This window comes from Mycobacterium sp. (assembly GCF_035640695.1).
GTDB lineage: Bacteria > Actinomycetota > Actinomycetes > Mycobacteriales > Mycobacteriaceae > Mycobacterium.
Window position 1 is genome coordinate 115015 of record NZ_DASQVQ010000001.1, and the last position, 25486, is coordinate 140500.

Below are 25486 nucleotides of genomic sequence, written 5' to 3' on the forward strand. Positions count from 1 at the left end.
GGTCAAAGCCCCAGGTCAGCCTCGAAAGCTCCCTCTTCGAGCCGACGCTTGACGGTGGTCAAGAACCGTCCGGCGTCCGCCCCGTCGATGAGTCGGTGGTCGTAGGTCAGTGGCAGGTAGCAGACCGACCTGATGCCGATCGACTCGTTGCCGTTCACGTCGACGATCACCCGGGGGCGTCGCACGATCGCGCCGGTGCCCAGCATCGCGGCCTGGGGCGGCACCAGGATCGGCGTATCGAACAGTGCGCCCTGGCTGCCGATGTTGGTGATCGTGAAGGTGCCGCCGGACAGCTCGTCGGGCTTCAGCTCACCCGAGCGCGCCCGAGCCGCGATGTCGGCGATCGCGCGCGCCAGTCCGCCCAGCGACAGATCGCCCGCATTGTGGATCACGGGGGACAGCAGGCCTTGGTCCGTGTCGACCGCGATGCCGAGATGTTCGGCGTCGTAGTAGGTGATCTCCTTGGTTTCCTCGTTGTAGCTGGCGTTGACGTTCGGGTGGATCTTCAGCGCGTCGATCACCGCGCGGGCGATGAACGGCAGGAACGTCAGGTTGACGCCTTCGCGCTCGGCGAACTGCGCCTTGGCCCGTGCCCGCAGCGCCACGATCTTGCTCATGTCGACCTCATGGGTCTGGGTGAGTTGCGCTGTGGCCTGCAGGGATTCGCGCGTCTTCTTCGCGGTGAGCTGACGGATGCGGCTGGCCTTCTGGGTGGTGCCGCGCAAATGCGCGAGCGCCCCGACGGGCGCGGCGGCCGCCGCGGGAGTGGGCTCGGCCGCCGCGGCCGGCACCCGCGGCGCCGCCTCCGGAGCCGGCGCCCTGGCGGCCTCGGCCGCCGCGAGCACATCTTGCTTGCGGATGCGGCCGCCGACGCCGGTGCCCTTCACCGTGGCCAGGTCGACGCTGTGCTCGTTGGCCAGTTTGCGCACCAGCGGGGTGACGTACGGGCCGCCGTCGGTCTGCGCCGCCGCGGCCGCGGGCTGCGCTTCTCGCCGGGGTTCTGGCTGAGGTTCTGGCTTGGGCTCGGCCTTCGGCTCTGGCTTGGGCTGCGGCTTGGGCTCGGGCTCCGGTTCGGGCTTGGCCTCCTCGGGCTCCGGCCTGGGTTCCGGCTTGGGTTCCGGCTTGGCCTCCTCGGCGGGTGCCTCGGCACCGCCTTCGCCGGGCTCACCGATTTTCGCCAGTTCGCCGCCGACGCCGACCGTGTCGTCCTCCTCGGCGGTGATGGAAATCAGCGTGCCGGCCACCGGAGACGGGATCTCGGTGTCGACCTTGTCGGTGGATACCTCGAGCAACGGTTCGTCGGCCTCGACCCTGTCGCCGACCTTCTTCAACCAGCGCGTCACGGTCCCTTCGGTGACGGATTCGCCCAGCTCGGGCATTACCACCGGGGTCGACTTGCCGCCGCCCGAGGCCTGTGCCGCCGGCTTCGGCGCTTCCTGCGGCGCTGCGCTGGGCGCTTCCTGCTCCTCGGCGGCCGGCTCCGGTTGGGCGGCGGGCTCCTCCGCGGGCTTTTCTTCCTCGACGGGCTGCTCGCTTGGCGGCTGCGGCTGCTTGCCGTCGCCCTCGCTCGCATCGCCGATCTCCGCCAGCTCACCTCCGATCTCGACGGTGTCGTCCTCCCGGGCGATGATCTTTTTCAACACACCGGCGGCCGGCGACGGGATCTCGGTGTCCACCTTGTCCGTCGACACCTCGAGCAACGGTTCGTCCACCTCGACCGTGTCGCCTTCTTGCTTGAGCCACCGGGTCACGGTCCCTTCGGTGACGCTCTCGCCGAGTGCGGGCATCTGGACTTTGGTGGCCATGTCTGTTGACTCCTCCAGCAGTCGGTCGTCACACGCGTTGACCTCTGGCTTACCACAGCACTGTGTCGCAGGTGAGGCACCCAAGTGGAATGCGGGATTCATCATTCCCCGCGGTGGCGCCGACCCCGAGTTCGGGGTCAGATGTCTGGCACTATCGATGATGGGGTTAGTCAAGGAGTAGTAACCCGTTGGGATTGTTTGACAGGTTCAAGTCGGGCCGCCACGGCCGGCGAGGCGGCGTAGACGTCGGTTCGGCCGCCGACCATCGCTATCTGCAGGACTGGGCTGCCGCCCACACCGGCGTCGAGGCCTATGTGGAGCCGCGGACCAATTTCACCGATGTCACGGTCGTGTTGGTGGCCAGCGACGGTGAGTGGACCCGCCGCCGGGTTGGTGGTGAGTCCGGCGCCCGCCGGCTGGGTGAGCAGCTGCGGATCCCGGTCTACGACGTGCAGCGGGTCGGCTACCCACGGCGCATGCGAGACTACGACGCGCGTCGTCGCGGCGAGCGGCGACAGGGCGCCGAAGAGGGTTGATCCGGCGCCTTGACAACCCCCGCGGTATGCGGGCAGGGTCCACGAAATGACGGCAACGGCAACGCAACCCGCTCGGCGCGTTGTCACCAGCGAAGATGGCGTGCAGATCGCCGTTTACCAACACGGCAATCCGGATGGCCCGACGGTGGTGCTGGCGCACGGCTGGCCCGACTCGCACGTGCTGTGGGACGGCGTCGTGCCGATGCTGGTAGAACGGTTCCGGGTTATCACCTACGACAACCGCGGCGTCGGTGGGTCATCGGTTCCGCGCGGGGTCGCCGACTACACGATGGAGCGTTTCGCCGACGACTTCGGCGCGGTGATCGACGAGCTGAGCCGCGATGAACGAGTGCATGTGCTGGCGCACGACTGGGGGTCGGTCGGGGTGTGGGAGTACCTCGGCAGGCCCGGCGCCAGCACCCGCGTCGCGTCCTTCACGTCGGTGTCGGGCCCGAGCAGCCACCACACTGCCAACTACATCAGGGACCACCTCAAGCGGCCGTGGCGGCCGGTGCAATTCCTGCGCGGCCTGGGTGCGATGTTGCGACAGACTTATATGGTGGCGTTCGCGGCGCCGGTGCTGCCGGCGTTGCTTGCCCGGCTGTTCCTCGCGGGCCTGCTTCGACATTCCCTCATCGTCCGTGACGGCATCCCGGCACAGCAGCTGCACCATTCGGAGGCGTTCGGGCGCGACGCCGCCAACAGCATCAAGGTTTATCGCGCCGTCGTTCGCGGAATGTCGAAAGTCAGACGTGACCACTACGTCGACGTGCCGGTGCAGTTGATCGTCAACACCAAGGATCGGTACGTCAAACCACACAGCTATGACGACACGTCGCGGTGGGTGGCCCAGTTGTGGCGCCGCGACATCAAGGCCGGCCACTGGGCGCCGTTTTCGCATCCGCAGGTGCTGGCGGCGGCGACGACCGAGTTCGTCGAATTCATCGAGGGCAAGTCGGCCAGCCGTGCGCTGTTGCGCGCGAAGGTCGGCCGTCGGCGCGAGCCGTTCGGGGACACACTCGTCTCGGTCACCGGCGCCGGAAGCGGGATCGGGCGCGCCACCGCGCTCGAATTCGCCCGGCTGGGCGCGGAATTGGTGGTCAGCGACGTCAACGAGGCCACGGTCAAGGAGACCGCCGCGGCGATCGCGGCGGACGGTGGAGTGGCACACGTTTACACGCTTGACGTCGCCGACGGCGACGAAGTGGAAGCGTTCGCCGAGCAGATCTGCGCAGAACACGGCGTTCCCGACATCGTCGTGAACAACGCCGGTATCGGGCAGGCGGGCCGCTTCATCGACACGCCGCGTGAGGAATTCGACCGCGTGCTGGACATCAACCTGGGCGGAGTCGTCAACGGGTGCCGTGCGTTTGCGCGGCGACTCGTCGAGCGCGGGATCGGCGGCCACATCATCAACGTCGCATCGATGGCGGCGTACTCGCCGTCGCAGTCACTCAGCGCGTACTGCACCAGCAAGGCGGGTGTGTACATGTTCTCCGACTGCCTGCGCGCCGAATTGGATGCGGCGGGAATTGGTTTGACGACGATATGTCCGGGAGTGATCGACACCAACATCGTGCACACCACCCGCATCGACGCCCCGCCCGGCAAGGACGGGCAGGTCGACGCGCGGCGGGAGCAGCTCGAGAAGTTCTATCGCGCTCGGCGCTACGGACCGGAGAAGGTCGCCAAGGCGATCGTGTCGGCCGTCAAGAAGAACAAACCGATACGGCCGGTCACGGCGGAGGCCTACCTGGCCTACGGCGCCGCAAGGGTCGCGCCACAGGTGCTGCGGAGCATCGCACGCGGAAAGGTGTTATAGCTCAGCCGTTCTCGGCGATGTCCTGTAAAACCGCGAACATGGTTCGGGTCGGTACCCCGGTGCCGCCCTTGCCGGTATAACCCCATGGGCCGCCGGTGTTGTACGCGGGGCCGGCGATGTCGATGTGCGCCCACTGAACGCCGTCGGCTACGAATTCGCGCAGGTAGGTACCTGCCACCAGCATGCCCGCGTATCGCGACCCGCTGACGTTGGCCAGATCCGCCACCGTCGACTTGAGATCGTCCTTCAGCTCGTCGGGCAGCGGCATCGGCCAGCCGCTCTCGCCGACCGCCTGCGAGATCGCGGCAACACGGTCGCGGAACTTGTCGCTGCCCATCACGCCGGGCGTGCGGGCGCCGAGCGCGACGGTCTGCGCACCGGTCAGCGTCGATGTCTCGATCAGATAGTCCGGGTTGTCCTCGCAGGCCCGCACGATGGCGTCGGCCAAGATCAACCGGCCCTCGGCGTCGGTGTTGAGCACCTCGGAGGTGATGCCGCCGTAGTGGGTCAGCACGTCGCCGGGCCGCTGAGCGGTGGCCGACGGCATGTTCTCGGCCATCGGCACCGTCGCGATCACATCGATCGGCAGCTGTTGTTTCGCGGCCAGTACGACGGTCGCGATCACCGCGGCGGCGCCGGCCATGTCGGAGGTCATGTGGTGCATGTTCTGGGCCGGCTTGATCGAGATGCCGCCGGTGTCGAAGGTGATGCCCTTGCCGACCAGCGCCACGGTCTTGGCGTTCTTCGGCTTTTTCGCCAGCTTCGCGCCGCGGTGGGCAAGCCTGACCAACCGCGGCGGTCGCGAGGAGCCCTTGCCGACGCCGACGATGCCGCCGTAGCCGCCGCGGGTCAGCGCCTTGTCGTCGAGGACCTCGGCCTCCAACCCGGCTGACTGCGCCAAAGCCTTTGCGCGATCAGCGAATTCGGCTGGGAAGAGATGGCTGGGCGGAGTATTGACCAGATCTCGCGCGGTGGTGACCGCAGTGGCGATCGACGTCGCCCGCTCTGCGGCCTCCTTGGTGGCCGCCTTGGTGTCGGGGGCGAGCACCGTGACCTTGCGCAGCCCTGAGTCCTTCGGCGCCGTCTTGTCGCTGCGGAATTCGGTGAACCGGTACGCACCGAGAATCAGCCCCTCGACCGCCGCCTCGAGGTCGACGGCGGACAGCGTGGTGACGACCGCCTCGACCTTGTCCAAGGCACGGGCCGCGACCCCGCCGGCGCGGCGAATCACATCGGACGGCCACTCGTCACGCGCGTCGCCCAGCCCCACCGTCAGCACGCTGGCGACGGGCAGCGCCGCGAGCGTCAGTCGGTGTACCTGATCGGTGCCGCCAGTCGCGCCAAGCGCCTTGATGCCGCCCTCGATCTCGACGACAGCGTCGTCGTTGAGGTACGGCTGTGCGGCCAGCACGGTCGGCCCGGCTTGACTGTCTCGGTCGCCGGACACCACCGGCACGATCAGCACGGCGTCGGACGCACCACGTTTCGGCAATGACGAGCTGACGGTGACGGTGGGGGCTTGATAGCCGACTTTCGCGGGACTCACGATCGTCCACACTAATCAAGCCGGATTAGGGTGGAGCGCCGTGAGTGAAATCCAGCACGGCCCCCTCGAGGACCGCCACCGTGGGCTCGGCGCGAGCTTCGCAGAGTTCAGCGGCTGGCTGATGCCGGTTTCGTATGCCGGGACGGTCACCGAGCACAACGCGACCCGCAGCGCCGTCGGGCTGTTTGACGTCAGCCACCTCGGCAAGGCCTCCGTGCGCGGACCGGGCGCGGCCGAGTTCGTCAACTCCGCGCTCACCAACGACCTGCACAGGATCCGACCCGGCAAGGCGCAATACACGTTGTGCTGCACCGATTCCGGTGGGGTGATCGACGACCTGATCGCCTACTACGTTTCCGACGACGAGATGTTCCTTGTGCCGAACGCAGCCAACACCGCCGCGGTTGTCGCTGCGCTGCGAGATGTTGCGCCGCAAGGGATTACGGTGACCGACGAACACCGCTCGCGTGCGGTCCTTGCGGTGCAAGGTCCGCGGTCGGCCGACGTGTTGGACGAGCTCGGCCTGCCGACCGGCATGGACTACATGGCATATGACGACGCGTCGTTTTCCGGTGTGCCGGTCCGTGTGTGCCGGACCGGCTACACGGGTGAGCACGGCTATGAGCTGCTGCCGCCGTGGGACCGGGTGGGTGACGTGTTCGAGGCGTTGGTCTCGGCGGTCGCCCGGGCCGGCGGCGAACTCGCCGGCCTGGGCGCACGCGACACGCTGCGCACCGAAATGGGATATCCGCTGCACGGCCACGAGTTGTCGCTCGACATTTCGCCGCTGCAGGCGCGATGCGGCTGGGCAATCGGCTGGCGCAAGGACAAGTTCTGGGGCCGCGACGCACTGTTGGCGGAGAAAGAGGCCGGGCCACGGCGGCTGTTGCGCGGGCTGCGTGCGGTGGGCCGCGGCGTTCTGCGTCCGGAGTTGACCGTGCTGGACGGCGGAACGCCCGTCGGGGTGACGACGTCGGGAACCTTTTCTCCGACACTGAAAGTCGGGATTGCTTTGGCGTTAATTGATACCGCCGCGGGCGTCGAGGACGGTCAGCGAGTCAACGTCGATGTGCGGGGCCGGCCGCTGGAGTGCGAAGTGGTCGCGCCGCCGTTTGTCGAGGCCAAAACCCGGTAGCGTACGGGGCTAGAATCGCGACATGACCAGCGGCTCCCTCGAGTTCACCGTTGTCCGCAACGCGCACCCGGCGAGCGACGACCGGCGGGCCGCAATCATGGCCGATCCGCCGTTCGGCCAGTACCACACCGACCACATGGTGTCGATCAGCTACACCGTCGACGACGGGTGGCACGACGCGCGCGTGGTGCCGTACGCGCCGCTCGAACTCGACCCGTCGGCGATCATGTTGCATTACGCGCAAGGCATTTTCGAGGGACTGAAGGCCTACCGGTGGGCGGACGGGTCGATCGTGTCGTTCAGGCCGGAGGCGAACGCGGCGCGAATGCGGTCATCGGCGCGGCGGCTAGCCATTCCCGAACTGCCGGAGGAAGTTTTCCTCGAGTCACTGCGCCGCCTGGTCGCGGTGGACGGCGCGTGGGTGCCGCTTGCCGACGGCGAGGAGTCGCTGTACCTGCGCCCGCTCGTCTTTGCCACGGAGTCGGGTCTTGGGGTGCGACCGGCCAAGCAGTACCGCTACCTGGTGATCGCCTCGCCGGCCGGCGCGTACTTCCCGCGCGGCATTAAGCCGGTCAGCGTGTGGTTGTCGACGGAGTATGTGCGCGCCTGTCCGGGTGGCACCGGCGCCGCGAAGTTCGGCGGAAATTACGCCGCGTCGCTGCTGGCCCAGGCCCAGGCCGCCGAGAACGGCTGTGACCAGGTGGTGTGGCTGGACGCCATCGAGCGGCGCTTCGTCGAAGAGATGGGCGGCATGAACCTGTTCTTCGTGTTCGGCAGCGGCGGCTCCGCGCGGCTGGTCACTCCGGAGCTGACCGGGTCGATTCTGCCGGGCATTACCCGCGATTCGTTGTTGACGCTGGCCATCGACGCGGGTTTCACGGTCGAGGAGCGCAAGATCGACGTCGACGAATGGCAGAAGAAGGCCGCGGCGGGGGAGATCACCGAGGTGTTCGCGTGCGGTACGGCGGCCGTGATCACGCCCGTCGCGCATGTCAAGTACGGCGACGGCGAGTTCACGATCGCCGACGGCGGCCCGGGTGAAATCACGATGGCCCTGCGCGACACGCTCACCGGTATTCAGCGCGGTACGTTCGCCGACACCCACGGCTGGATGGCCAAGCTCGGATAGCCGTACTGACCACGCCTGGGCGTGCCGACCACGGCTAGGCCGCCGCCAGGCCGACTAGCGCGACAGTGGTTGTCACCTCGATCACGGCGCCGAGTACGTCGCCCGTGATACCGCCGAAGCGACGCACGCAATGAGCAGCCAGCGCGGCGCCGATCACCAATGCCACCAGCACCGCGGCCGGGCCCTGCCACGGCCGGGGACCGGCGAAAACAGCTGCGGCGACGACGACGGCGACCCAAATCAGGACCGCCCACAGCGGCTGGGTGCCGGCCACTCGGCGGCCCAGCGTGCTGCCCTGCGCGGCTGGCACACCCGTCCGGCACGCCAGCAGCGCGGCCACCCGGCCCGCGGTCACGGCCGTCATGACCGACACCCACCGCGCGGCACCGGTCGGCAATTCCGCGAATGCCAGCGCCTGCCCGACCAGCACGACCACGATGGCCGCGACGCCGAACGGGCCTGCCGAACCGTCCCGCATCACCGCCAGCGCGCGCTCGGCCGGCCCGTAGCAGCCGAGCCCGTCGGCGGTGTCCGCCAGCCCGTCCACATGCAGGCCACGGGTGGCAAGAAGCAGCACCGCCACCGCCAGCAGGCCCGCCAGCGGGCTTCTTGGGCCGAACGCCAGCGCCGCCGCCCACAACGCCGCACCCGCCAGCGCCCCGAGCGCGAGACCGACGACGGGCAGTGCCGTCATCACGCCGCGGCCCGACCCCGAGCACGCCTGCGCGGGCAAGGGCAACACGGTGCCGAACGCGAAAGCCCCTGCGAGCGAACGGATCACGACGGAATCGACGGCTGGTCGCGGGTGCTCACCGCGGCCTCGTCGAACGTCGCCATCGAGGCCAGCGTGGCCACCGCGGCCCGCAGTATGGGCAGCGCGACCACTGCGCCGCTGCCTTCGCCGAGTCGCATGTCCAGATTGACGATCGGCTCGAGGCCCAGCCGGGCCAGCGCCAAATCATGCGCAGGCTCGGTGGACCGATGGCCTGCCCGCCACCACTGGCGAGCGCCCGGCGCCAGCCGCTCGGCCACCAACGCCGCCGCGGTGACCGCGACGCCATCCAGCAGCAGCGGCGTCCGCCGCACCGCAGCCTGCGCGCAAAAACCGGCCATTGCGGCCAGGTCGGCGCCGGCGCACGTGCGCAGCAGCGTAACCGGGTCGCCGACGTGGCGGCGGCTCCGGTACAGCGCGTCGCGCACCGCCGCCGTCTTGCGCACCCAGCCGGCGTCGTCGACACCGGTCCCGCGGCCGACCGCCGCGACCGGCTCGGTGTCCGTGAGCGCCGCCACCAAGACCGTCGCGGGAGTGGTGTTTCCAATTCCCATGTCGCCGGCGATCAGCAGATCTGCGCCGGCGTCGACCTCCTCGTCGGCGATCTGACGTCCGGCCTGCACCGCCGCGATGGCTTCCTCGTCGGTAAGCGCATCCTCGACCGCGATGTTGCCGCTGCCGCGACGGACCTTGTACGCGCCGATGGTCTCGGTAAGTGGCGCCCCGGCGGCGACCGCGATGTCGAGCACCCGTACCGTCGCCCCGGCCACGCCGGCCAGCACGTTGACGGCCGCGCCGCCGGAATCGAAATTGGCGACCATCTGCGCGGTGACCTCCGGCGGATATGCCGACACCCCCGAGGCAGCCACGCCATGGTCGCCGGCGAACACCACCACCCTGGCCCGCTGGAACTGCCGGGGCGGACACTGCCCCTGACACGCCGACACCCAGATCGACAGCTCCTCGAGCCTGCCCAGCGCACCAGACGGCTTGGTCAGCGTCTCCTGGCGCGCTCGAGCGGCCGCTGCCGCCGCCGCATCGGGCGCGACGATGGGGGCGAACTCGACCGGCGGGCTCAATCGAACTCCTTCAGCATCATCGGCTGGCCGGCCACCACCAGCACCACCCGGTCGCACAGCGCGGCAAGCCGCTGGTTCAGTCCGCCCAGCTCGTCGGCGAATCGCACGCCTGCCACCGTCGCCGGCACCACCGAGAGCCCGACTTCCGGGCTCACCACCACCAATGGCGGGCCGAACGCGTTGATCGCTCCGAACAACTCCTCGATGTCGAGCGCCACAGACGCAGCGTTGCCGCCTGACCACGCCTTGTGGCGGTCCAGCACCGCGGTCAGCCAGCCCGCAAGGTCGTCGACCAGCGTCGGCGTGCTGTGGTCTCGCCGCAATTTCGTTGCAACGGCACTGGTTTCGACCGTCGACCAGTGCGCGGGACGACGCTGTCGGTGCGCGGCCACCCGCTGTGCCCAGGCATCGTCGGCGTTGGCATCCGCCCCGGTCGCCAGGTAGCGCACCGGCTGCTGCGGGCCGACCTCTTCGGCTATCGCAAATTCGGCCCACCGGGACTTCCCCGACCGGATACCGCCGAGAACCAGCGTGCGCACGGTCAGTCGACTCTCAGTCGACCTTGTCGCCGCGGTTGACCTGTGGCCGCGGCGCCCGCATCTTGCGCAGCTGCGAGGCGCGGCTGGCCGCATACCAGCCCAGCTTCCAGCGACCCTCGGCGTGGTTCCGGAACTTCTGGTCCACCAGCTTATTTACCTTGCGGCCCAACAGGAAGCCGTCGACGACCATGATCGCGAACAGGACCAGCATGGCGGGAGAGATGAACGCCTGCACCCGCGGAGAGGGCACCGAGAACATGAGGAAGATCAGAGCGAGCGCCGAGGGCATGAACAGTCCCAGCAGATTGCGGCGCGAATCGACGACGTCCCGGACGTATCGGCGCAGTGGCCCACGATCGCGCGGCAGCAGGAAGCCCTCTTCGCCGGCCATCATCCGTTCGCGCCGATCGGCCACCTCGGACCGGCGCTCAGCGCGTTCGGTGCGGCGTTCCGCGCGGGTGAGCTTCTGGCGCATTTCCTTGCGACGACGCCGCGCCTCCGCGGTGGTCATCGGCGCCGGGGCGACCGGGCCGCGACGCCTTGCCGAGTCGCGCTTCGGCGTCGGTCGGCCCTTGGGAGCGGTGGTCCGTCGCGCCGAACCGGCCTCGGCTGCGGCCTCCACGTCCTCGTCGGACGGGTTCTCCGACGAGGTTTCGGGTTCCTTCTTGCGGCCGAGCAGACTCACGCCTGCCAGGTTACTTTGCATGAATGACGGGCAGGGAGCGGCCATGCGGGTGCTGATCGCCCCGGACAGCTTTGGCAACAGCCTGACGGCGGTGGAGGCCGCTGAGGCGATCGGCAGAGGGTGGCGGCGGGCCCGCCCCGACGATGAGCTCACGCTGGCGCCGCAATCCGACGGCGGCCCCGGATTCGTCGACGTGCTGGCCAGCCGCCTCGGGGGACTGCGGACGTTGCGGGTCTCCGGCCCGCTGGACGCCGACGTCGATGCCCGCTGGGTGCTCGACCGGCGGGCCACCGCGTACGTCGAATGCGCGCAGGCCTGCGGCTTGCATCTGCTCGGTGGACCGCCGACACCGCGGACCGCGCTGGCGGCGCACACCAGGGGAGTCGGACAGCTTCTGGGCGCCGCGGCGGGGGCCGGCGCGGCGCGGATCGTGGTCGGGCTCGGCGGCAGTGCCAGCACCGACGGCGGCCGCGGGATGGTCGACGAACTCGGCGGGCTGACGGAGGCGCGACGGCGGCTGGCCGACATCGCACTGATCGCCGCCACCGACGTCGAACATCGGCTACTCGGGCCGATGGGCGCGGCCCGGGTGTTCGGGCCCCAGAAGGGCGCCGACCCCGACACCGTCGCGATCTTGGAGCGCAGGCTCACCGACTGGGCGGTCGAACTCGACGCGGCGGCGGGCCGGCCGGTCAGCGAGGAGGCCGGCGCGGGGGCGGCCGGCGGCCTGGGCGCGGCGCTGCTGGCGCTGGGTGGGCGCCGTGAATCCGGCGCCGCCGTCATCGCCGAGCACACCGGGCTGGCCGAGGACATCGCCACCGCCGAGCTCATCATCACCGGGGAAGGCCGCTTCGACGACCAGTCCCTGCATGGCAAGGTCGTCAGTGCCGTCGCGGCCGGCGCCCGCGCTCGGGGAATCCCGGTGGTGGTGCTGGCCGGCCAGGTCACATTGAGTCAGCGGCATCTGCGGGAAGCTGGCATTTCGGCGGCCCACGCCGTCAGCGACTACGCCGGATCCGTCCGGCTGGCCATCGACGATGCGGCCAACCAGCTGGTGGGGCTGGCTACCCGGACCGCGGGAGAACGTCCATGGGTGCGGAGCGAAGCGACCGGGAGAGAATTGGAACTGGGGGAATAGCGCCGGCACAAGGTACCGTTGAGCTATTGGGCTTTGCTCACGGGAAAGGCATGAGGAGACGTAATGACTGTTCAGGGCGAGTCGGCCACCAGCACCGCCACCCACGGCGTGATCCTGACCGACGCCGCGGCCGCCAAGGCGAAGGCGCTGCTGGATCAGGAGGGCCGTGACGACCTGGCACTGCGGATCGCTGTGCAGCCGGGTGGCTGCGCCGGCCTGCGCTACAATCTCTTCTTCGACGATCGCAGCCTCGACGGCGACCTGACCGGCGAGTTCGGCGGCGTCACGCTCACGGTGGACCGGATGAGCGCACCGTACGTGCAGGGCGCCACTATCGATTTCGTCGACACAATCGAGAAGCAGGGCTTCACCATCGACAACCCGAACGCGACGGGTTCGTGCGCCTGCGGCGACTCGTTCAACTGAGGATTTAGCCGGTTCAAAACACGGTCGCGGTGCGCATCACGTAGGAGCACACCAGGATCTGGTTGTCCTGCGCCAACAGCTGGGCGACGGCCTGCTCGTCGCGTTCCCTCCCGGCCGTGGTCGCCGGGGTGACCCGCATGGTGAACAGCGCCTGCGCCTGATTGGGCGACGCAAATACCATCTTGTCGATCGATGTGACCTGGGCCTTCTTGAACTGCTTGCGGAATGCGTCGCTGCTGAGCTTCGCCAGTGCCTGGTCGGATCGTTTGTCGTGCACCGCGTCGTACATGCCGCACAACGTGTGGCGCGCGATCGTCTCGACGTCGGCGTTGCCCAGCGCGTCGAGGTAATTCTGGATCGCCGTCTTCGCGCCGGCGCTGGTGAGCTGGTTGGACGGGGCGTTATCGCTGCGCACGCCGTACACGATCGCCGCCCCGATGCCGGCTATCACCACCAGCGCCGCCAAGGTCAGCGCGAGAACGCGCCAGCTTCGTCGCTTCGGGTAGGGCACCGGTGGCGGCAGCATTCCGGGATATTCGGAGGCCGTGGGCGCTTCCTGGGTCGGGTGCGCCGACTGGCTGGGATACCGCTCCGAATAGGGGGGGTATGGGCCGGCCATGTCTGCAGGCTAGCGCACAGTGGCCGTCGACCAGAGGGTCGTTGCCTTGAGTAAGCTTATGTAGACCGCCTTACCGAATTGAAGGGTGACTTCGTGACCATAGCGGTGACCGGATCGATCGCGACCGACCATCTCATGCGCTTTCCCGGCCGTTTTTCCGAGCAGCTGCTGGCCGATCACCTGCAGAAGGTGTCGCTGAGCTTTCTGGTCGACGATCTGGTCGTTCACCGCGGCGGCGTGGCCGGCAACATGGCTTACGCGATCGGCGTGCTGGGCGGTCGTCCCACGCTGGTCGGCGCGGCCGGAATGGATTTCACCGACTATCGGGAGTGGCTGGAAGCGCACGGCGTCGATTGCGACAGTGTGCTGATCTCGCAGTCGGCGTACACCGCCAGGTTCGTCTGCACCAGCGACGACGACATGGCGCAGATCGCGTCGTTTTATCCCGGGGCCATGTCGCAGGCGCGCAACATCAAACTTGCCGACGTCGTAGCGCGCATCGGCACACCGGAATTGGTGATCATCGGCGCCAACGATCCGGACGCGATGTTCCTGCACACCGAGGAGTGCCGCCAGCTAGGCCTCGCGTTCGCCGCCGACCCGTCCCAGCAGTTGGCGCGGTTGTCCGGCGACGAGATCCGCCGGTTGATCGACGGCGCCACATATCTTTTCACCAACGACTACGAGTGGGACCTGCTGCTGTCCAAGTCCGGCTGGACCGAGGCCGACGTGATGAGCCAGGTCCAGTTGCGCGTTACGACGTTGGGGCCCAGTGGTGTTGACATCGTCGATACGGACGGCACCACCGTCCACGTCGGGGTGGTGCCCGAGACCCACCGCGGCGATCCGACGGGCATCGGCGACGCGTTCCGCGCCGGCTTCTTGACCGGCCGCAGCGCCGGCCTGAGTCTGGAACGCTCGGCGCAGCTGGCATCGTTGGTCGCGGTGCTGGTGCTGGAGGCTCCCGGCCCGCAGGAGTGGACGTGGGATCCCGATGTGGCGGTCCGACGGTTGTCGGACTCATACGGCGGGGAGGCCGGCGATGAGATCGGGGCGGCGCTAAGCCAGTCCCCGAGTCGCTCCGCTCCCGCCCGCCGTTAAATTTGGACGGGATACTGCGGTTCGCTGATGCGGGGCACCACGCTCTTCTCGACGAAGATCGCATGCCACAGCATGAAGATCAGCACCGTCCACAGCCGTCTGCTGTGATCGGTTGCGCCGGCGAGATGTTCGTCGAGCATTCGCCGCACCGCGGCGATGTCGATCAGCTCGTCCGCCTGTGACGTTACGACCATCTGATGCGCCCAGTCCAATAGCTCGCCCGCTTGCAGCCAGTGCCGGATCGGCACGGGAAAGCCGAGTTTCGCGCGGTGGAGCACATGGTGCGGCACGATCGGTTCAAGCGCGCGCCGCAGCGCGTACTTCGTGGTGGTCCGGGTGATCTTCTGCTCCAGCGGCAGCCGCGAGGCGACGGCGAACACCTCCGGATCCAGGAACGGCACCCGCAATTCGAGCGAGTTGGCCATCGTCATCTTGTCGGCCTTGACCAGGATGTCGCCGCGCAACCAGGTGAACAGGTCGATGTGCTGCATGCGGGCCACCGGATCCCAGTCGCGGGAGTCCTCGTACAGCGGGGCGGTGATGTCGGTGTGCGTCCACTCGTCGCGGAACCCGCGCAGCACCGCGCGCAACTGGGGGTCGGAAAAGCTGCGCGCGTTGCCGTAATAACGCTCTTCGAGCGTCAGCGACCCGCGGTGCAGCAGGCTCTTGCCGCGCATCCCGTCGGGCAGCGGCGTCGACACCTTCCGCATCGACCGCCGCAGGCGCCCGGGAAGATAGTCGAAGGGCTTGAGCGACAACGGTTCCCGGTAGATGGTGTAGCCGCCGAAGAGTTCGTCGGCGCCCTCCCCCGACAACACCACCTTGACGTGCTTGCGCGCCTCGCGGGCGATGAAAAACAGCGGCACCAACGCCGGGTCGGCCACGGGCTCATCGAGGTACCAAACGATTTCGGGTAGCGCGGCGACGAACTCGGCCGGGCTGACCACCTTTGCGACGTGGCGGGCGCCGATCGCCTCCGCCGAAGCGACCGCAACGTCGACCTCGGAGAAACCTTCGCGCTCGAACCCGGTGGTGAAGGTGATGAGCCGCGGATTGTGCCGGATGGCCAGCGCGGCGATCGCGGTGGAGTCGATGCCGCCGGACAGAAACGCGCCGACGGTCACGTCAGCGCGCATGTGCTTGGCCACCGAATCCTCGAGCACCGCGGTGATTTCGTCATAGCGGGCCTGCTCGGAGGCGGCGGTGAACGGGCGCACGTCAAAGCGCGGCGTGAAGTAGCGGATGATTTCGGGCTGCTGGCCCGCGCGGATGCGCGCATAGCTGCCGGACTCCAGCCGGCGCACGCCGGAGTGCAGCGTTTCCGGCTCGGGCACGTACTGCAGCACGGTGTAATGCTGAACCGCCCGCCGGTCGATCGCGGCGTCGATGCCGATCGCGTCGGCGAGGTCCAGCAGGCATTTCTTCTCGCTGGCCACTGCGATGCCGCCGGTACCGGTCGCCAAAAACAGCGGCTTGATGCCGAATGGGTCACGCGCACAGAACAGCTCGCGCTCGACGGTGTCCCACAGCGCGAACGCGAACATGCCGCGCAACCGGGGCAGCGCGCCGTCGCCCCAGTGGTGGTAGGCGGCGATGATGGCCTCGCCGTCGCCGTCGGTGTGAAACACTGCGCCATGCTTCTCGGCGAGCTCGGCGCGCAGCTCCAGGTAGTTATAGATCTCGCCGTTGAACACCAGCATGTAGCGGTCCGGCTGATCGGCCGGGCCCCAGCGCAGCGGCTGGTGTGAGTGCGCGATGTCGATGATCGACAGCCGGTTGAAGCCCAGCACCACGTGGTCGTCGGACCAGGTGCCTGGCTCGTCGGGACCCCGGTGCCGCATCAGGTGCGACGACCCCGCCACGGCGTCGACGATTTCGGGCGTGACAGGCGCCGACGGGGCACGCAGAAACGCCAGCAGTCCGCACATCGCGCCCAGTATGCCGCACCGGTTTTTTCGCCGGTTGCTTCGCTCCGGGGCGGCGAGCGGGAGGTTCCCACCCTCCGGAGGGTGTGTCGAGCTTGCCGGTGGGACGTGGTCTACGCTGCGTAGTATTCGACTGTCCGGAGCACAGGAGGCGCCAAGGTGAGACGCCGCGGGCTGGGCCGTTCCCGTCGACTGCGACTGGTCGCAGGGGCCGCCACGCTGGGCCTGCTGGCGCTGACCTTGAGCGGCTGCAGCTGGTCGGAGGTGCTCGGCCTTGGCTGGCCCGAGGGCATCACCCCGGAGGGCCAGGTCAACCGCGAGCTGTGGATCGGTTCGCTGATCGCGGCGCTGGTGGTTGGCGTGATCGTCTGGGGCCTGACATTCTGGTCGGCGGCGTTTCACCGCCACAAGAAGACCGACACCGATTTGCCTCGGCAGTTCGGCTACAACCTGCCGCTGGAGTTGGTGCTGACGGTCACGCCGTTCCTGATCATTTCGGTGCTGTTCTACTTCACCGTGGTCGTGCAAGAGCGGATGCTTCACCGCACGCCCGACCCCGAGCTCGTCGTCGATGTCACGGCGTTCCAATGGAACTGGAAGTTCGGTTACCAGAAGGTCGATTTCAAGGACGGCACGTTCACCTATGACGGGGCCGACGCGGCCCGCAAGGCGGCTGTACTGTCCAAGCCGGAAGGCAAGGACAAGCACGGCGAGGAGATCGTCGGCGCGATCAGGGGACGCAATCCCGAAGACCGGACCTACCTGAACTACGACAAGGTGGAGACGCTCGGCACGAGCAACGAGATCCCAGTTCTGGTGTTGCCCAGCGGGAAACGCATCGAGTTCCAGCTCGCGTCGGCCGACGTGATCCACTCGTTCTGGATCGTCGACTTCCTGTTCAAACGCGACGTGTTCCCCGACCCGCAGGCGAACCACTCGGAAAACAAGTTCCAGGTCACCGAGATCCAGAAGACCGGTGCGTTCGTCGGCCGCTGCGCCGAGTTGTGTGGCACCTATCACTCGATGATGAACTTCGAGGTTCGGGTGGTGGCCCCCAACGACTTCAAGGCCTACCTGCAGCAACGCATCGCCGGCAAGAGCAACGCCGCGGCACTGGCTGCGATCAACCAACCGCCGACCGCGATCACCACGCATCCATTTGACAGCCGCCGCGGTGAGCAGACACTGGCGGGCAATAAATAAGGACGCGCCATGCATATCGAAGCCAGGCTGTTCGAGATCCTGACCGCGTTCTTCGCGTTGGCGACCGTGGTGTACGCGCTGCTGACGGCCTACTTCGCGGGCGGTGTGGAATGGGCCGGTACGACGGCGATGGTGATGACGACCGGTTTGACCCTGATCATCGGGACGTTTTTCCGGTTTGTCGCTCGACGGCTGGACATGCGGCCCGAGGACTACGAGGACGCCGAGATTGCCGACGGCGCGGGGGAGCTCGGGTTCTACAGCCCGCATAGCTGGTGGCCGATCTTCGTGGCGTTGGCGGCCGCTGTCACGGCCGTGGCCATCGCGCTTTGGCTGCCGTGGCTGATCGCGGCGGGTGTCGCGTTCATCCTCGCGTCGGCGGCGGGGCTGGTATTCGAGTACTACGTGGGTCCAGAAAAGCACTAGCTACGATTTGGGCCAGGTCACAATCGGGCAGTCAGTTGGCCGGCGAGCCGTTGTCGCAGATTCGCTCAGCGAGCGTCTTTCGGTAGGGTTGCCGAGGCGCATGAGGAGGGGGCAGCCAGCCAGATTGCGCCGCGACGTAGTGGAGAAGGACAGGCATAGATGAGCGGGCCGAATCCCCCAGACCCGGATTCTTACGGAAGGCACGCGGCTGAGGAGCCGGGCGACCAGCCGACGCAAGATCACCCTATCCAGGAAGCCTCAGAAGCCCACGAAGCGACCGGCGAAACCGAGTTTTACTCACAGGCCTACTCCGCGCCGGAGTCCGAGCAATTCAACAGCGCCCCGTACGTGCCGCCCGAGCCGGGCCTCTACGACTACGACGCCGCCGAGCCGACCGAACTCGTCGAGCAGCCGCCCGCGCCGCGCTGGCCCTGGGTGGTCGGTGTCACCGCGATCATTGCGGCGATCGCGTTGGTGGTGTCGGTTTCGCTGCTGGTGACCCGCACCAACACCAATAACCTCGCGACGCCCGCCACCACCACGACACCGCGTGCACCGGTCACCACGACACCGCCGCCGCCACCACCGCCGCCGCCGCCGACCAGCGAGCAGCCGCCGCCACCGCCGCCGCAGACGGTGACGATCACGGAGTCGCCATCGCCACCGCCCCCGCCTCCGCCGCCGGCGACCTCCGAGGCGCCGCCGCCGGTGACCACCACCACGCCTGTCCCGGTGACGACGACCACGACGACGACGCCGGCCGGGCCGCGCCAGGTCACGTATTCGGTGACCGGGACCAAGGCGCCGGGCGACATCATCACCGTCACCTACGTCGACGCCTCGGGCCGGCGGCGCACGCAGCGCAACGTGTACATCCCGTGGTCGCTGACGGTGACGCCGATCGCGCAGTCGGACGTCGGCTCCGTACAGGCGTCCAGCCTGTTTCTGGTCAGCAGGCTGAATTGTTCGATCACCACGAGCGACGGGCAGGTGCTGTCCAGCAATTCCAGCAACTCGGCGCAGACCAGCTGCTGATGGTGGTGGCAAGTCGATCCGCATGGTCGCCGAACTCTGTGGACCGCACCTTGGCGGGGGTCTGCGCGGTGATCTGGCTGGCCTTTATCGGGGTCGCGGTGGCTGCCACGGTCGTGCTCGTCGACAAGGGCAGCCGTGGCCACCATGATGGCGGCGGCGGATCGCACACACCGTGGCTGCTCTACGCCGTGATCGGTGTCTCCGCACTGATCATCGTCGGGGCGATACCGCTCTTGCTGCGGGCGCGACGCAGCGGGCAGGCCGAACCGGCGCGCGGGCCAGTGCGGCCGCCGGCAGCGGTGCAGCGGTCCGCGGCGGCCGGGCCGTTGCCTCCTGGCCAAGAGGCGCCCACCGAGAAGCTGCGCGTGTTCGGCTCGATCGCCGATCCGATCGGCCGCGATTCGCCGGTTTACCGAGTACCCGAACCGGCGCCACGGCGGTTGGCCGCCGGGCTGTCTGAGGCAACGGTCGAAAGGCTGTGGCTGCGAGCCACCTTGGTGCTCGCCGGCGCGATGGGCCTGGCATTGCTTGCGGTGGCCACCGCGACATATCTGATGGGCGTCGACAAGGACCGGCTGGCCTTCATCGCCTACTTCTTAGCGGGCGCGATAACCGTTGCGATGCCGGTGATTCCATGGCTGTACCTACGCCAATTGCGCGCGACGGTCGCGGGTCGGCTGGGCTGAACCGTGTCGGCTAGTGCTGACCGCTCGGCTGCTCGCCGTTCGGCTGTTGGCCATCCGGTAAGGAGCCGTTGATCGATTCCTGATGCTCGCGCACGGCGGTCAAGGCACGCCGCTCGTGCTCGTGCAGCATCTCGGTCAGCAGTTCGTGTTCGGGCAGCGGATCCGGTGACAGGAAGCTGCCCGTGCCGGGTGCGCCGGCCAAGCCCAGCTTGTTCAGCCGCTTGGGCAGCGGGGCGCCCTGGTACTCCAGCGGAATCGGGTGGCCGTGCTCGTCGACCGGGCCCAGCGGCTGGTGCAGTTCGATGTAGGCGCCGTGCGGCAGCCGCTTGATGATGCCGGTCTCGATGCCGTGTTCGAGCACTTCGCGGTCGCTGCGCTGCAAGGCAATTGCCCATCGATAGGCGATGAAGTACACGATCGGGGGCAGCACCACCATGCTGATGCGACCGATCCAGGTCGTCGCGTTCAGCGAGATGTCGAACTTGAACGCGATGATGTCGTTCATCGCGGAGAGTGTCAGCACCATGTAGAACGTGATGGCCATCGCGCCAATCGCGGTGCGCACCGGCACATCTCGAGGCCGCTGCAACAGATTGTGGTGCGCGACATCGCCGGTGGCCATCCGCTCGATGAACGGCCACGACGGCAGCAGGACGAACACCAACCCCATGATGAGTGCGACCCACACCGGCGCGGGCACGGTGTAGGGGCCGAGGTAGAGCTCCCACGCGGGGAAGATGCGTGCCAGCCCCTCGGTCCACATCATGTAGAAGTCGGGTTGCGTGGCGGCCGACACCTGGGACGGCTTGTACGGGCCGTACTGCCAGATCGGGTTGATCTGCAGCAGCCCGCCCATGAGGGCGAGGATGCCGGTAGTCATCGCGAAGAACGCGCCGGACTTGACCGCGAAGATCGGCAGGATCCGCACGCCGACGACGTTGTGCTCGGTGCGGCCCGGGCCAGGGAACTGGGTGTGCTTCTGATACCACACCAACGCGAGGTGCACACCGATCAGCGCGAGGATGATCGCCGGGATCAGCAGCACGTGCAGCACAAACATGCGGGGGATGATGTCGTGGCCCGGGAAGTCGCCGCCGAACAGCGCCCAGTGCAGCCAGGTGCCAATCACCGGAATGCCGATGGTGATCGATGAGAATGCGGCCCGCAGCCCGATACCAGACAACAGGTCGTCGGGCAGCGTGTAGCCAAAGTAGCCCTCGAACATCGCCAGGATCAACAGCAGTGAGCCGATCACCCAGTTGGCCTCGCGCGGCTTGCGGAACGCCCCGGTGAAGAAGATGCGGGCCAGGTGCACCATGATCGCTGCGGCGAACATCAGCGCCGCCCAGTGATGGATCTGCCGGACGAACAACCCGCCGCGGACCTCGAAGCTGATGTTCAGCGCCGTCTCATATGCCCGCGACATCTGAACCCCGCGCAGCGGTTGATACACCCCGTTGTAGGTGACCTCGGTCATCGAAGGGTCGAAGAACAGCGTCAGATACACGCCGGTGATCAGCAGCACGATGAAGGAATACAGAGCGATCTCACCCAGCAGGAACGACCAGTGGGTGGGGAAAACCTTGTTGATCTGCCGCTTCATCCCCGATGCGAGGTGATAGCGCTCATCCATCGCCTGGGCTTGCTCGGCGGAGATATCGCTGAGCTTGGGGGGACTGAGCTTGGGACTCATGATCTGCGCTCCCAGAATGCCGGCCCGACGGGCTCGATGAAATCGCCGTTGGCGACCAAATACCCGTCCTGATCAATGGTAATCGGCAGCTGCGCCAACGCGCGCGCAGCCGGACCGAAGATCGGTTTGGCGAAGTGCAGTGCGTCGAACTGGGACTGGTGGCACGGGCACAGGAAGCGGTAGGTCTGCTGCTCGTACAGCGATGCCGGGCAGCCGAGGTGGCTGCACACCTTCGTGAACGCGAACAGGTCGCCATAGTTGAAGCTCTCCTGGCCCTTGCGCTTGACCACCTTGTCCATGTCGCCCGGCCGGATGCGGATCAGCGAGACCGGATTGCGGACCCCTAGATAAATTTCGGAGATCTTGTCGTGCGACTCCACGGTGGTGCCGTCGCCGTCGGATTCCCGCCACGGGAACACGGTTTCCATGCCGCCGGCGTCGATGTCTTCCGGCCGGATCTTGGTCAATGAGTGCGGCTTCGTGCTGCCGCCCGAGACCGAGCGGGCGAGATAGATGGTTTCGCCCTTGAACGTTGGCGTCCAGCCCGAGGTCCACAGCACCGCCCTCTTGCCGTTGGCGGTGGGCACCACGGGCTTCCACGGGTTCTTGATGATGCCGCCAGCGGCCGCGACAAGCGTGCCGAGGCCGAACGCGCCGAACCCGATGCCCAGCGACCTCAGGATCAGCCGGCGTCGCGGCAGCGTCGAGGTGTCCAGGGTGTCGGCCAGCTCGGCGACGATGGTCTTGCGGTCGACCTCCGACGACGGGCCGTCGTGGCGGTCCTGGATCGCGATCTCGTCGGGAATGAACTTCTTGGTGAAAAGTATTGCGCCAACGGCGATTGACAGCACCGACAGCCCGAACGTCAGTCCATACAGTGGGGTGGTCAGCGCGTAGATGCGCTGGCCGGGGTCGCCAAGCGGCTTGTACTCCCACGGCCAGAACAAGAAGATCACGAGCAGCGCAAGGCCCATTAACCCGGCGAGCAGAAACCAGAACGCCACCTGGCGTTCGCTGCGCTTCTCGGCGCGGGTTTCCTGGCCCGGCCAGCGCGGTTCCCGGTAGACGATCTCGACGCCGTCGAGTTTGGTGCCCAGATCGACCAGCTCGTCGCGCGACATCCGCTCGAGCTCGCGCTCGTCAGGGACCCTCGCTTCGCTCCTGCCCGCCGAAGCCGATTCTGGTGTCGTCTCTGGTGTCGTCATGCCCGTGATCCGATCCACAGGGCCACCCCGATCATGGCCACGATCCCGATAATCCACATCGCCATGCCTTCGCCAGCGGGCCCGTAGCCGCCCAGCCCGTAGCCGCCCTGGTTGGGGGTTTTGGTGGCGGCCCTGACGTAGGCGATGATGTCGCGTTTCTCGTCCGGGGACAGCTGTCGGTCGGAGAATTTCGGCATGCTCTCCGGCCCCGTCAGCATCGCCGTATAGATCTGCTGTTCGGTAGGCGGTGCCAGGTCGGGGGCGTACTTGCCGGACGACAGCGCAATGCCCTTGCCGGTGAATTGGTGGCAGGACGCGCAATTGAGCCGGAACAGGTCGCCGCCGCGGGCCGGGTCGGTGCCGATCAGCGAATGCTGGGCGACGCTGCCGTCGGGGTTGCGCACCACCGTCGGCCCGCCGCCGTTGGCCTGCACGTAGGCGCCGAGCGCGTCGATCTGTTTTTCGTCGAAGATCGGGGGCTTGCGCGGGGCCTGCGCCGCCTCGCTTTGCAGCGGCATCCGGCCGGTGGACACCTGGAAGTAGACGGCGGCCTCGCCGACGCCGATCAGGCTCGGCCCGCGGTCGGTGACGCCCTGCAGGTTCGCGCCGTGACACGACACACATGAGGTGTCGAACAGCTGCTTACCGGTGCGCAGCAGCGCCGACTGGGATTCGTCGGCGACCGCAACCTGAGGCTTGGGGGTCAGCGTGGCGGCCAGTCCACCGGCGACGGCCAGCGCGATCACCAGCATCACCCCCGCCGACAGCCGGCGGCGCAGGCGGCGACGGGACTTGCTCTCCGCCGGACGGCGGATGAACCATCGTCGGCTCACCCCCGTTGTCTTCAAGTGAGTGCTCCCTTCACCGGCCGGACCGGGACTTAGCGGACGAAGTAGATCGTGGCGAACAGAGCGATCCAGACGATGTCGACGAAATGCCAGTAATAGGAAACGACGATGGCGGCGGTGGCCTGCGCGGGGGTGAACTTGCTCATCCGGGTGCGGGCAAGCAGGAAGATGAATGCGATCAGGCCGCCGGTCACGTGCAGGCCGTGGAAGCCGGTGGCCAGATAGAACACGGTGCCGTAGGCGCTGCCGGAAATCGTGGTGCCGTGTTGGACAAGGTGAACGTATTCGTAGAGCTGGCCGCCGATGAAGAACGCGCCCATCGCGAAGGTCAGCAGGTACCAACGACGCAGCCCGAACACGTCGCCGCGTTCGGCCGAGAACACGCCCATCTGACACGTGAATGAGGATGCGATGAGCACCAGCGTGACCGGCACCGCCTGGTACAGGTTCAGATGCGTGGGCGGCGGCGGCCACACCCCGCCGGACTGGGCTCGGGCCGTGAAGTACATCGCGAACAGTCCAGCAAAGAACATGAGTTCGCTGGATAGCCAGATGATGGTGCCGACGCTGACCATGTTGGGCCGGTTCAGCGAATGTACGCGTGCCGTAATCGCGGTTCCGGACGTTCCCACAGCGCTCGTCACATCCGCAAGTATGACGCTTTGTAGTTGTCGAACTCCACCCGGGTTGCGAGTTTCCTGCCGCCGGCTTGGGCGAAGGCGGCGCGGCGTGGGACCATCGGCGCGTGGCTGAGCCGCGATCCTCGTCGGCCGGGCCGTCGTGGCCGGGCGTGCTCGGTGCGCTTTCCGATGGCCAGAACCTCGCGCCCGGACAGGCGACCTGGGCGATGGATCAGGTGATGAGCGGTTCGGCGACACCGGCGCAGATCGCGGCGTTCGCGGTCGCGATGAAGATGAAGCGCCCGACGGCGGCCGAGGTCCGTGAGCTGGCCGACGTGATGCTCGCGCACGCGCTGCCGGTGCCGACCGACGAAATCGGCACCGACACGGTCGACGTCGTCGGCACCGGCGGGGACGGCTCGAACACGGTCAACCTTTCCACGATGGCGGCGATCGTGGTCGCGGCGGCCGGGGTGCCGGTGGTCAAGCACGGCAACCGGGCGGCGTCGTCGCTGTCCGGCGGCGCCGACATGTTGGACGCGCTCGGGGTGCGCATCGACCTTGGCCCCGATGAGGTGGCCCGCAGTGTCGCCGAGATCGGCATCGGTTTCTGCTTTGCGCCCCAGTTCCATCCGTCCTACAAGCACGCAGCCGTGGTGCGCCGCGAGATCGCCGTGCCGACCGTGTTCAATTTGCTTGGGCCGCTTACGAATCCGGCTTCTCCACGGGCCGGGCTGATCGGCTGCGCATGGGCCGACCTGGCCGAAGTGATGGCCGGGGTGTTCGCGGCGCGCCGCTCCAGCGTGCTGGTCGTGCACGGCGACGACGGGCTGGACGAACTGACCACCACGACCACCAGCACGATTTGGCGGGTGCAGGCCGGCACGGTCGACAGGTTGACTTTCGACCCTGCCGCTTTTGGTTTCGATCGGGCCCACATCAGTGAGTTGGTCGGCGGCGATGCCCAACACAACGCCGAGGAGGCCAGGTCCGTGTTGGGCGGCGGCGATGGCCCGGTCCGCGACGCGGTGGTGCTCAACGCCGCCGGGGCGATGGTGGCCCACGCCGGGCTAGCCAGCCATGCCCTGTGGCTGCCCGCCTGGGAGTCGGCGCTGGAGCGCGCCGCCAAGGCCATCGACTCCGGGGCGGCCGAACAGTTGCTCGCGCGTTGGGTGCGGTTCACGCAACGCGTCTGACCAGTGCGCTACGGCCTGCTCGGCGGCAAGGCGCGCCGAGCGCGCGGCCGACGACCACGACGCCCACCGGCCCGCGGCCGCCGCGGGTTCGGCATAGCCGGGATCGGTGCGGACGATCCGGACGCCCGGTTCGGCCAGCCACCGGGCCAGCAGCGCGGTCTCCTCGACCAGCGCGCCGCCGAGCGGTCCGGCATCCGGCAGAATGGCCTGCGCCCCAGCGCAAATCGCGTCGATCACCGGCATCGGCGGCACGCCCCGGCGCGCCGAGCCAGCGGCCGCCAGCTGCCCGTGCCGGATCACGGCCAACTGCCAGCCGC

At 67.9% G+C, this 25486-nt stretch carries 24 protein-coding genes; 12 read left to right on the top strand and 12 right to left on the bottom strand.

Annotated features, from left to right (window positions below):
• Positions 1–2: 2 nt before the first annotated feature.
• Positions 3–1805: a 2-oxoglutarate dehydrogenase, E2 component, dihydrolipoamide succinyltransferase gene (gene sucB, locus VE759_RS00550; RefSeq protein ID WP_324927168.1), complete on the bottom strand. Its 1803-nt coding sequence runs from the start codon at positions 1803–1805 to the stop codon at positions 3–5.
• Between the two features lie 188 nt (positions 1806–1993).
• On the opposite strand from sucB, the gene VE759_RS00555 reads away from it, so the two are divergent.
• Together VE759_RS00555 and VE759_RS00560 are read left to right on the top strand one after the other, a co-directional pair.
• A complete protein-coding gene (locus VE759_RS00555; protein WP_324927171.1) occupies positions 1994–2341 on the top strand; it encodes an oxidoreductase in 348 nt (115 codons plus the stop codon).
• A 46-nt stretch (positions 2342–2387) separates the two neighbouring features.
• Complete coding sequence (locus VE759_RS00560; protein ID WP_324927174.1) at positions 2388–4163, top strand: SDR family oxidoreductase; 1776 nt, start codon at positions 2388–2390, stop codon at positions 4161–4163.
• A gap of 1 nt (position 4164) precedes the next feature.
• Here VE759_RS00560 and VE759_RS00565 read toward each other — a convergent pair whose 3' ends face one another.
• Entirely contained in the window at positions 4165–5709 is a 1545-nt protein-coding gene (locus VE759_RS00565; protein ID WP_324927177.1) for a leucyl aminopeptidase, read from the bottom strand.
• Positions 5710–5749: 40 nt separating this feature from the next.
• Here VE759_RS00565 and gcvT point away from each other — a divergent pair, with 40 nt between their 5' ends.
• Positions 5750–6844 carry a glycine cleavage system aminomethyltransferase GcvT gene (gene gcvT, locus VE759_RS00570; protein WP_324927180.1) on the top strand — a complete coding sequence of 365 codons (1095 nt, stop codon included), beginning with the start codon at positions 5750–5752 and terminating at the stop codon, positions 6842–6844.
• Positions 6845–6866: 22 nt separating this feature from the next.
• Positions 6867–7973 (top strand): branched-chain amino acid aminotransferase, encoded by a 1107-nt coding sequence (locus tag VE759_RS00575; RefSeq protein WP_324927183.1) that lies wholly within the window; start codon positions 6867–6869, stop codon positions 7971–7973.
• Positions 7974–8007: 34 nt separating this feature from the next.
• Here the strand turns inward: VE759_RS00575 and VE759_RS00580 are convergent, their stop codons facing one another.
• From VE759_RS00580 to VE759_RS00595, 4 genes are read right to left on the bottom strand one after another with little or no spacing between them, the layout of a single operon-like run.
• Positions 8008–8754, bottom strand: coding sequence for an adenosylcobinamide-GDP ribazoletransferase (locus tag VE759_RS00580; RefSeq protein WP_324927186.1), 747 nt, complete (start codon positions 8752–8754; stop codon positions 8008–8010).
• A complete protein-coding gene (gene cobT, locus VE759_RS00585) occupies positions 8751–9824 on the bottom strand; it encodes a nicotinate-nucleotide--dimethylbenzimidazole phosphoribosyltransferase (RefSeq protein ID WP_324927189.1) in 1074 nt (357 codons plus the stop codon). The genes VE759_RS00580 and cobT overlap by 4 nt, the downstream gene beginning before the upstream one ends.
• Complete coding sequence (locus VE759_RS00590; RefSeq protein ID WP_324927192.1) at positions 9821–10363, bottom strand: bifunctional adenosylcobinamide kinase/adenosylcobinamide-phosphate guanylyltransferase; 543 nt, start codon at positions 10361–10363, stop codon at positions 9821–9823. Before VE759_RS00590 ends, cobT begins: the two co-directional genes overlap by 4 nt.
• Positions 10364–10376: 13 nt before the next feature.
• Complete coding sequence (locus VE759_RS00595; RefSeq protein WP_414687802.1) at positions 10377–11048, bottom strand: DUF3043 domain-containing protein; 672 nt, start codon at positions 11046–11048, stop codon at positions 10377–10379.
• 19 nt (positions 11049–11067) lie between these two features.
• Between VE759_RS00595 and VE759_RS00600 the strand changes: the two genes are divergently transcribed.
• Together VE759_RS00600 and VE759_RS00605 are read left to right on the top strand one after the other, a co-directional pair.
• Entirely contained in the window at positions 11068–12186 is a 1119-nt protein-coding gene (locus VE759_RS00600; RefSeq protein WP_324927194.1) for a glycerate kinase, read from the top strand.
• Between the two features lie 63 nt (positions 12187–12249).
• Positions 12250–12612 (top strand): iron-sulfur cluster assembly accessory protein, encoded by a 363-nt coding sequence (locus VE759_RS00605; RefSeq protein WP_324927197.1) that lies wholly within the window; start codon positions 12250–12252, stop codon positions 12610–12612.
• Between the two features lie 13 nt (positions 12613–12625).
• Here VE759_RS00605 and VE759_RS00610 read toward each other — a convergent pair whose 3' ends face one another.
• The gene (locus VE759_RS00610) at positions 12626–13231 is read right to left on the bottom strand and encodes a hypothetical protein (protein ID WP_324927200.1); all 606 of its coding nucleotides are present in this window, start codon (positions 13229–13231) and stop codon (positions 12626–12628) included.
• A 93-nt stretch (positions 13232–13324) separates the two neighbouring features.
• On the opposite strand from VE759_RS00610, the gene VE759_RS00615 reads away from it, so the two are divergent.
• Positions 13325–14332, top strand: coding sequence for a carbohydrate kinase family protein (locus VE759_RS00615; RefSeq protein WP_324927202.1), 1008 nt, complete (start codon positions 13325–13327; stop codon positions 14330–14332).
• Here the strand turns inward: VE759_RS00615 and asnB are convergent.
• Positions 14329–16260 (bottom strand): asparagine synthase (glutamine-hydrolyzing), encoded by a 1932-nt coding sequence (gene asnB / locus VE759_RS00620; RefSeq protein ID WP_324927205.1) that lies wholly within the window; start codon positions 16258–16260, stop codon positions 14329–14331. The genes VE759_RS00615 and asnB overlap by 4 nt on opposite strands.
• Before the next feature lie 156 nt (positions 16261–16416).
• Between asnB and VE759_RS00625 the strand changes: the two genes are divergently transcribed.
• From VE759_RS00625 to VE759_RS00640, 4 genes are all read left to right on the top strand, one after another.
• The gene (locus tag VE759_RS00625; protein WP_324927207.1) at positions 16417–17460 is read left to right on the top strand and encodes a cytochrome c oxidase subunit II; all 1044 of its coding nucleotides are present in this window, start codon (positions 16417–16419) and stop codon (positions 17458–17460) included.
• 9 nt (positions 17461–17469) lie between these two features.
• Positions 17470–17886 carry a cytochrome c oxidase subunit 4 gene (locus VE759_RS00630; protein WP_324927210.1) on the top strand — a complete coding sequence of 139 codons (417 nt, stop codon included), beginning with the start codon at positions 17470–17472 and terminating at the stop codon, positions 17884–17886.
• Positions 17887–18045: 159 nt separating this feature from the next.
• Positions 18046–18921: an MmpS family transport accessory protein gene (locus VE759_RS00635; protein ID WP_324927213.1), complete on the top strand. Its 876-nt coding sequence runs from the start codon at positions 18046–18048 to the stop codon at positions 18919–18921.
• A 5-nt stretch (positions 18922–18926) separates the two neighbouring features.
• On the top strand, positions 18927–19607 hold the full coding sequence (locus VE759_RS00640) for a DUF2561 family protein (protein WP_324927216.1): 681 nt from the start codon (positions 18927–18929) through the stop codon (positions 19605–19607).
• Between the two features lie 10 nt (positions 19608–19617).
• On the opposite strand, the gene VE759_RS00645 is transcribed toward VE759_RS00640, so the two are convergent.
• The 4 genes from VE759_RS00645 to VE759_RS00660 all read right to left on the bottom strand — a co-directional run bounded on the left by VE759_RS00645 (position 19618) and on the right by VE759_RS00660 (position 23997).
• Entirely contained in the window at positions 19618–21300 is a 1683-nt protein-coding gene (locus VE759_RS00645; RefSeq protein ID WP_324927219.1) for a cytochrome bc complex cytochrome b subunit, read from the bottom strand.
• On the bottom strand, positions 21297–22505 hold the full coding sequence (locus VE759_RS00650) for a ubiquinol-cytochrome c reductase iron-sulfur subunit (RefSeq protein ID WP_324927221.1): 1209 nt from the start codon (positions 22503–22505) through the stop codon (positions 21297–21299). The genes VE759_RS00645 and VE759_RS00650 overlap by 4 nt, the downstream gene beginning before the upstream one ends.
• A complete protein-coding gene (locus VE759_RS00655; protein WP_324927253.1) occupies positions 22502–23257 on the bottom strand; it encodes a cytochrome c in 756 nt (251 codons plus the stop codon). The genes VE759_RS00650 and VE759_RS00655 overlap by 4 nt, the downstream gene beginning before the upstream one ends.
• A gap of 128 nt (positions 23258–23385) precedes the next feature.
• Entirely contained in the window at positions 23386–23997 is a 612-nt protein-coding gene (locus VE759_RS00660; protein WP_324927223.1) for a heme-copper oxidase subunit III, read from the bottom strand.
• A 101-nt stretch (positions 23998–24098) separates the two neighbouring features.
• On the opposite strand from VE759_RS00660, the gene trpD reads away from it, so the two are divergent.
• Positions 24099–25169 carry an anthranilate phosphoribosyltransferase gene (gene trpD, locus VE759_RS00665; protein WP_324927225.1) on the top strand — a complete coding sequence of 357 codons (1071 nt, stop codon included), beginning with the start codon at positions 24099–24101 and terminating at the stop codon, positions 25167–25169.
• The last annotated feature ends 317 nt before the right edge of the window (positions 25170–25486 follow it).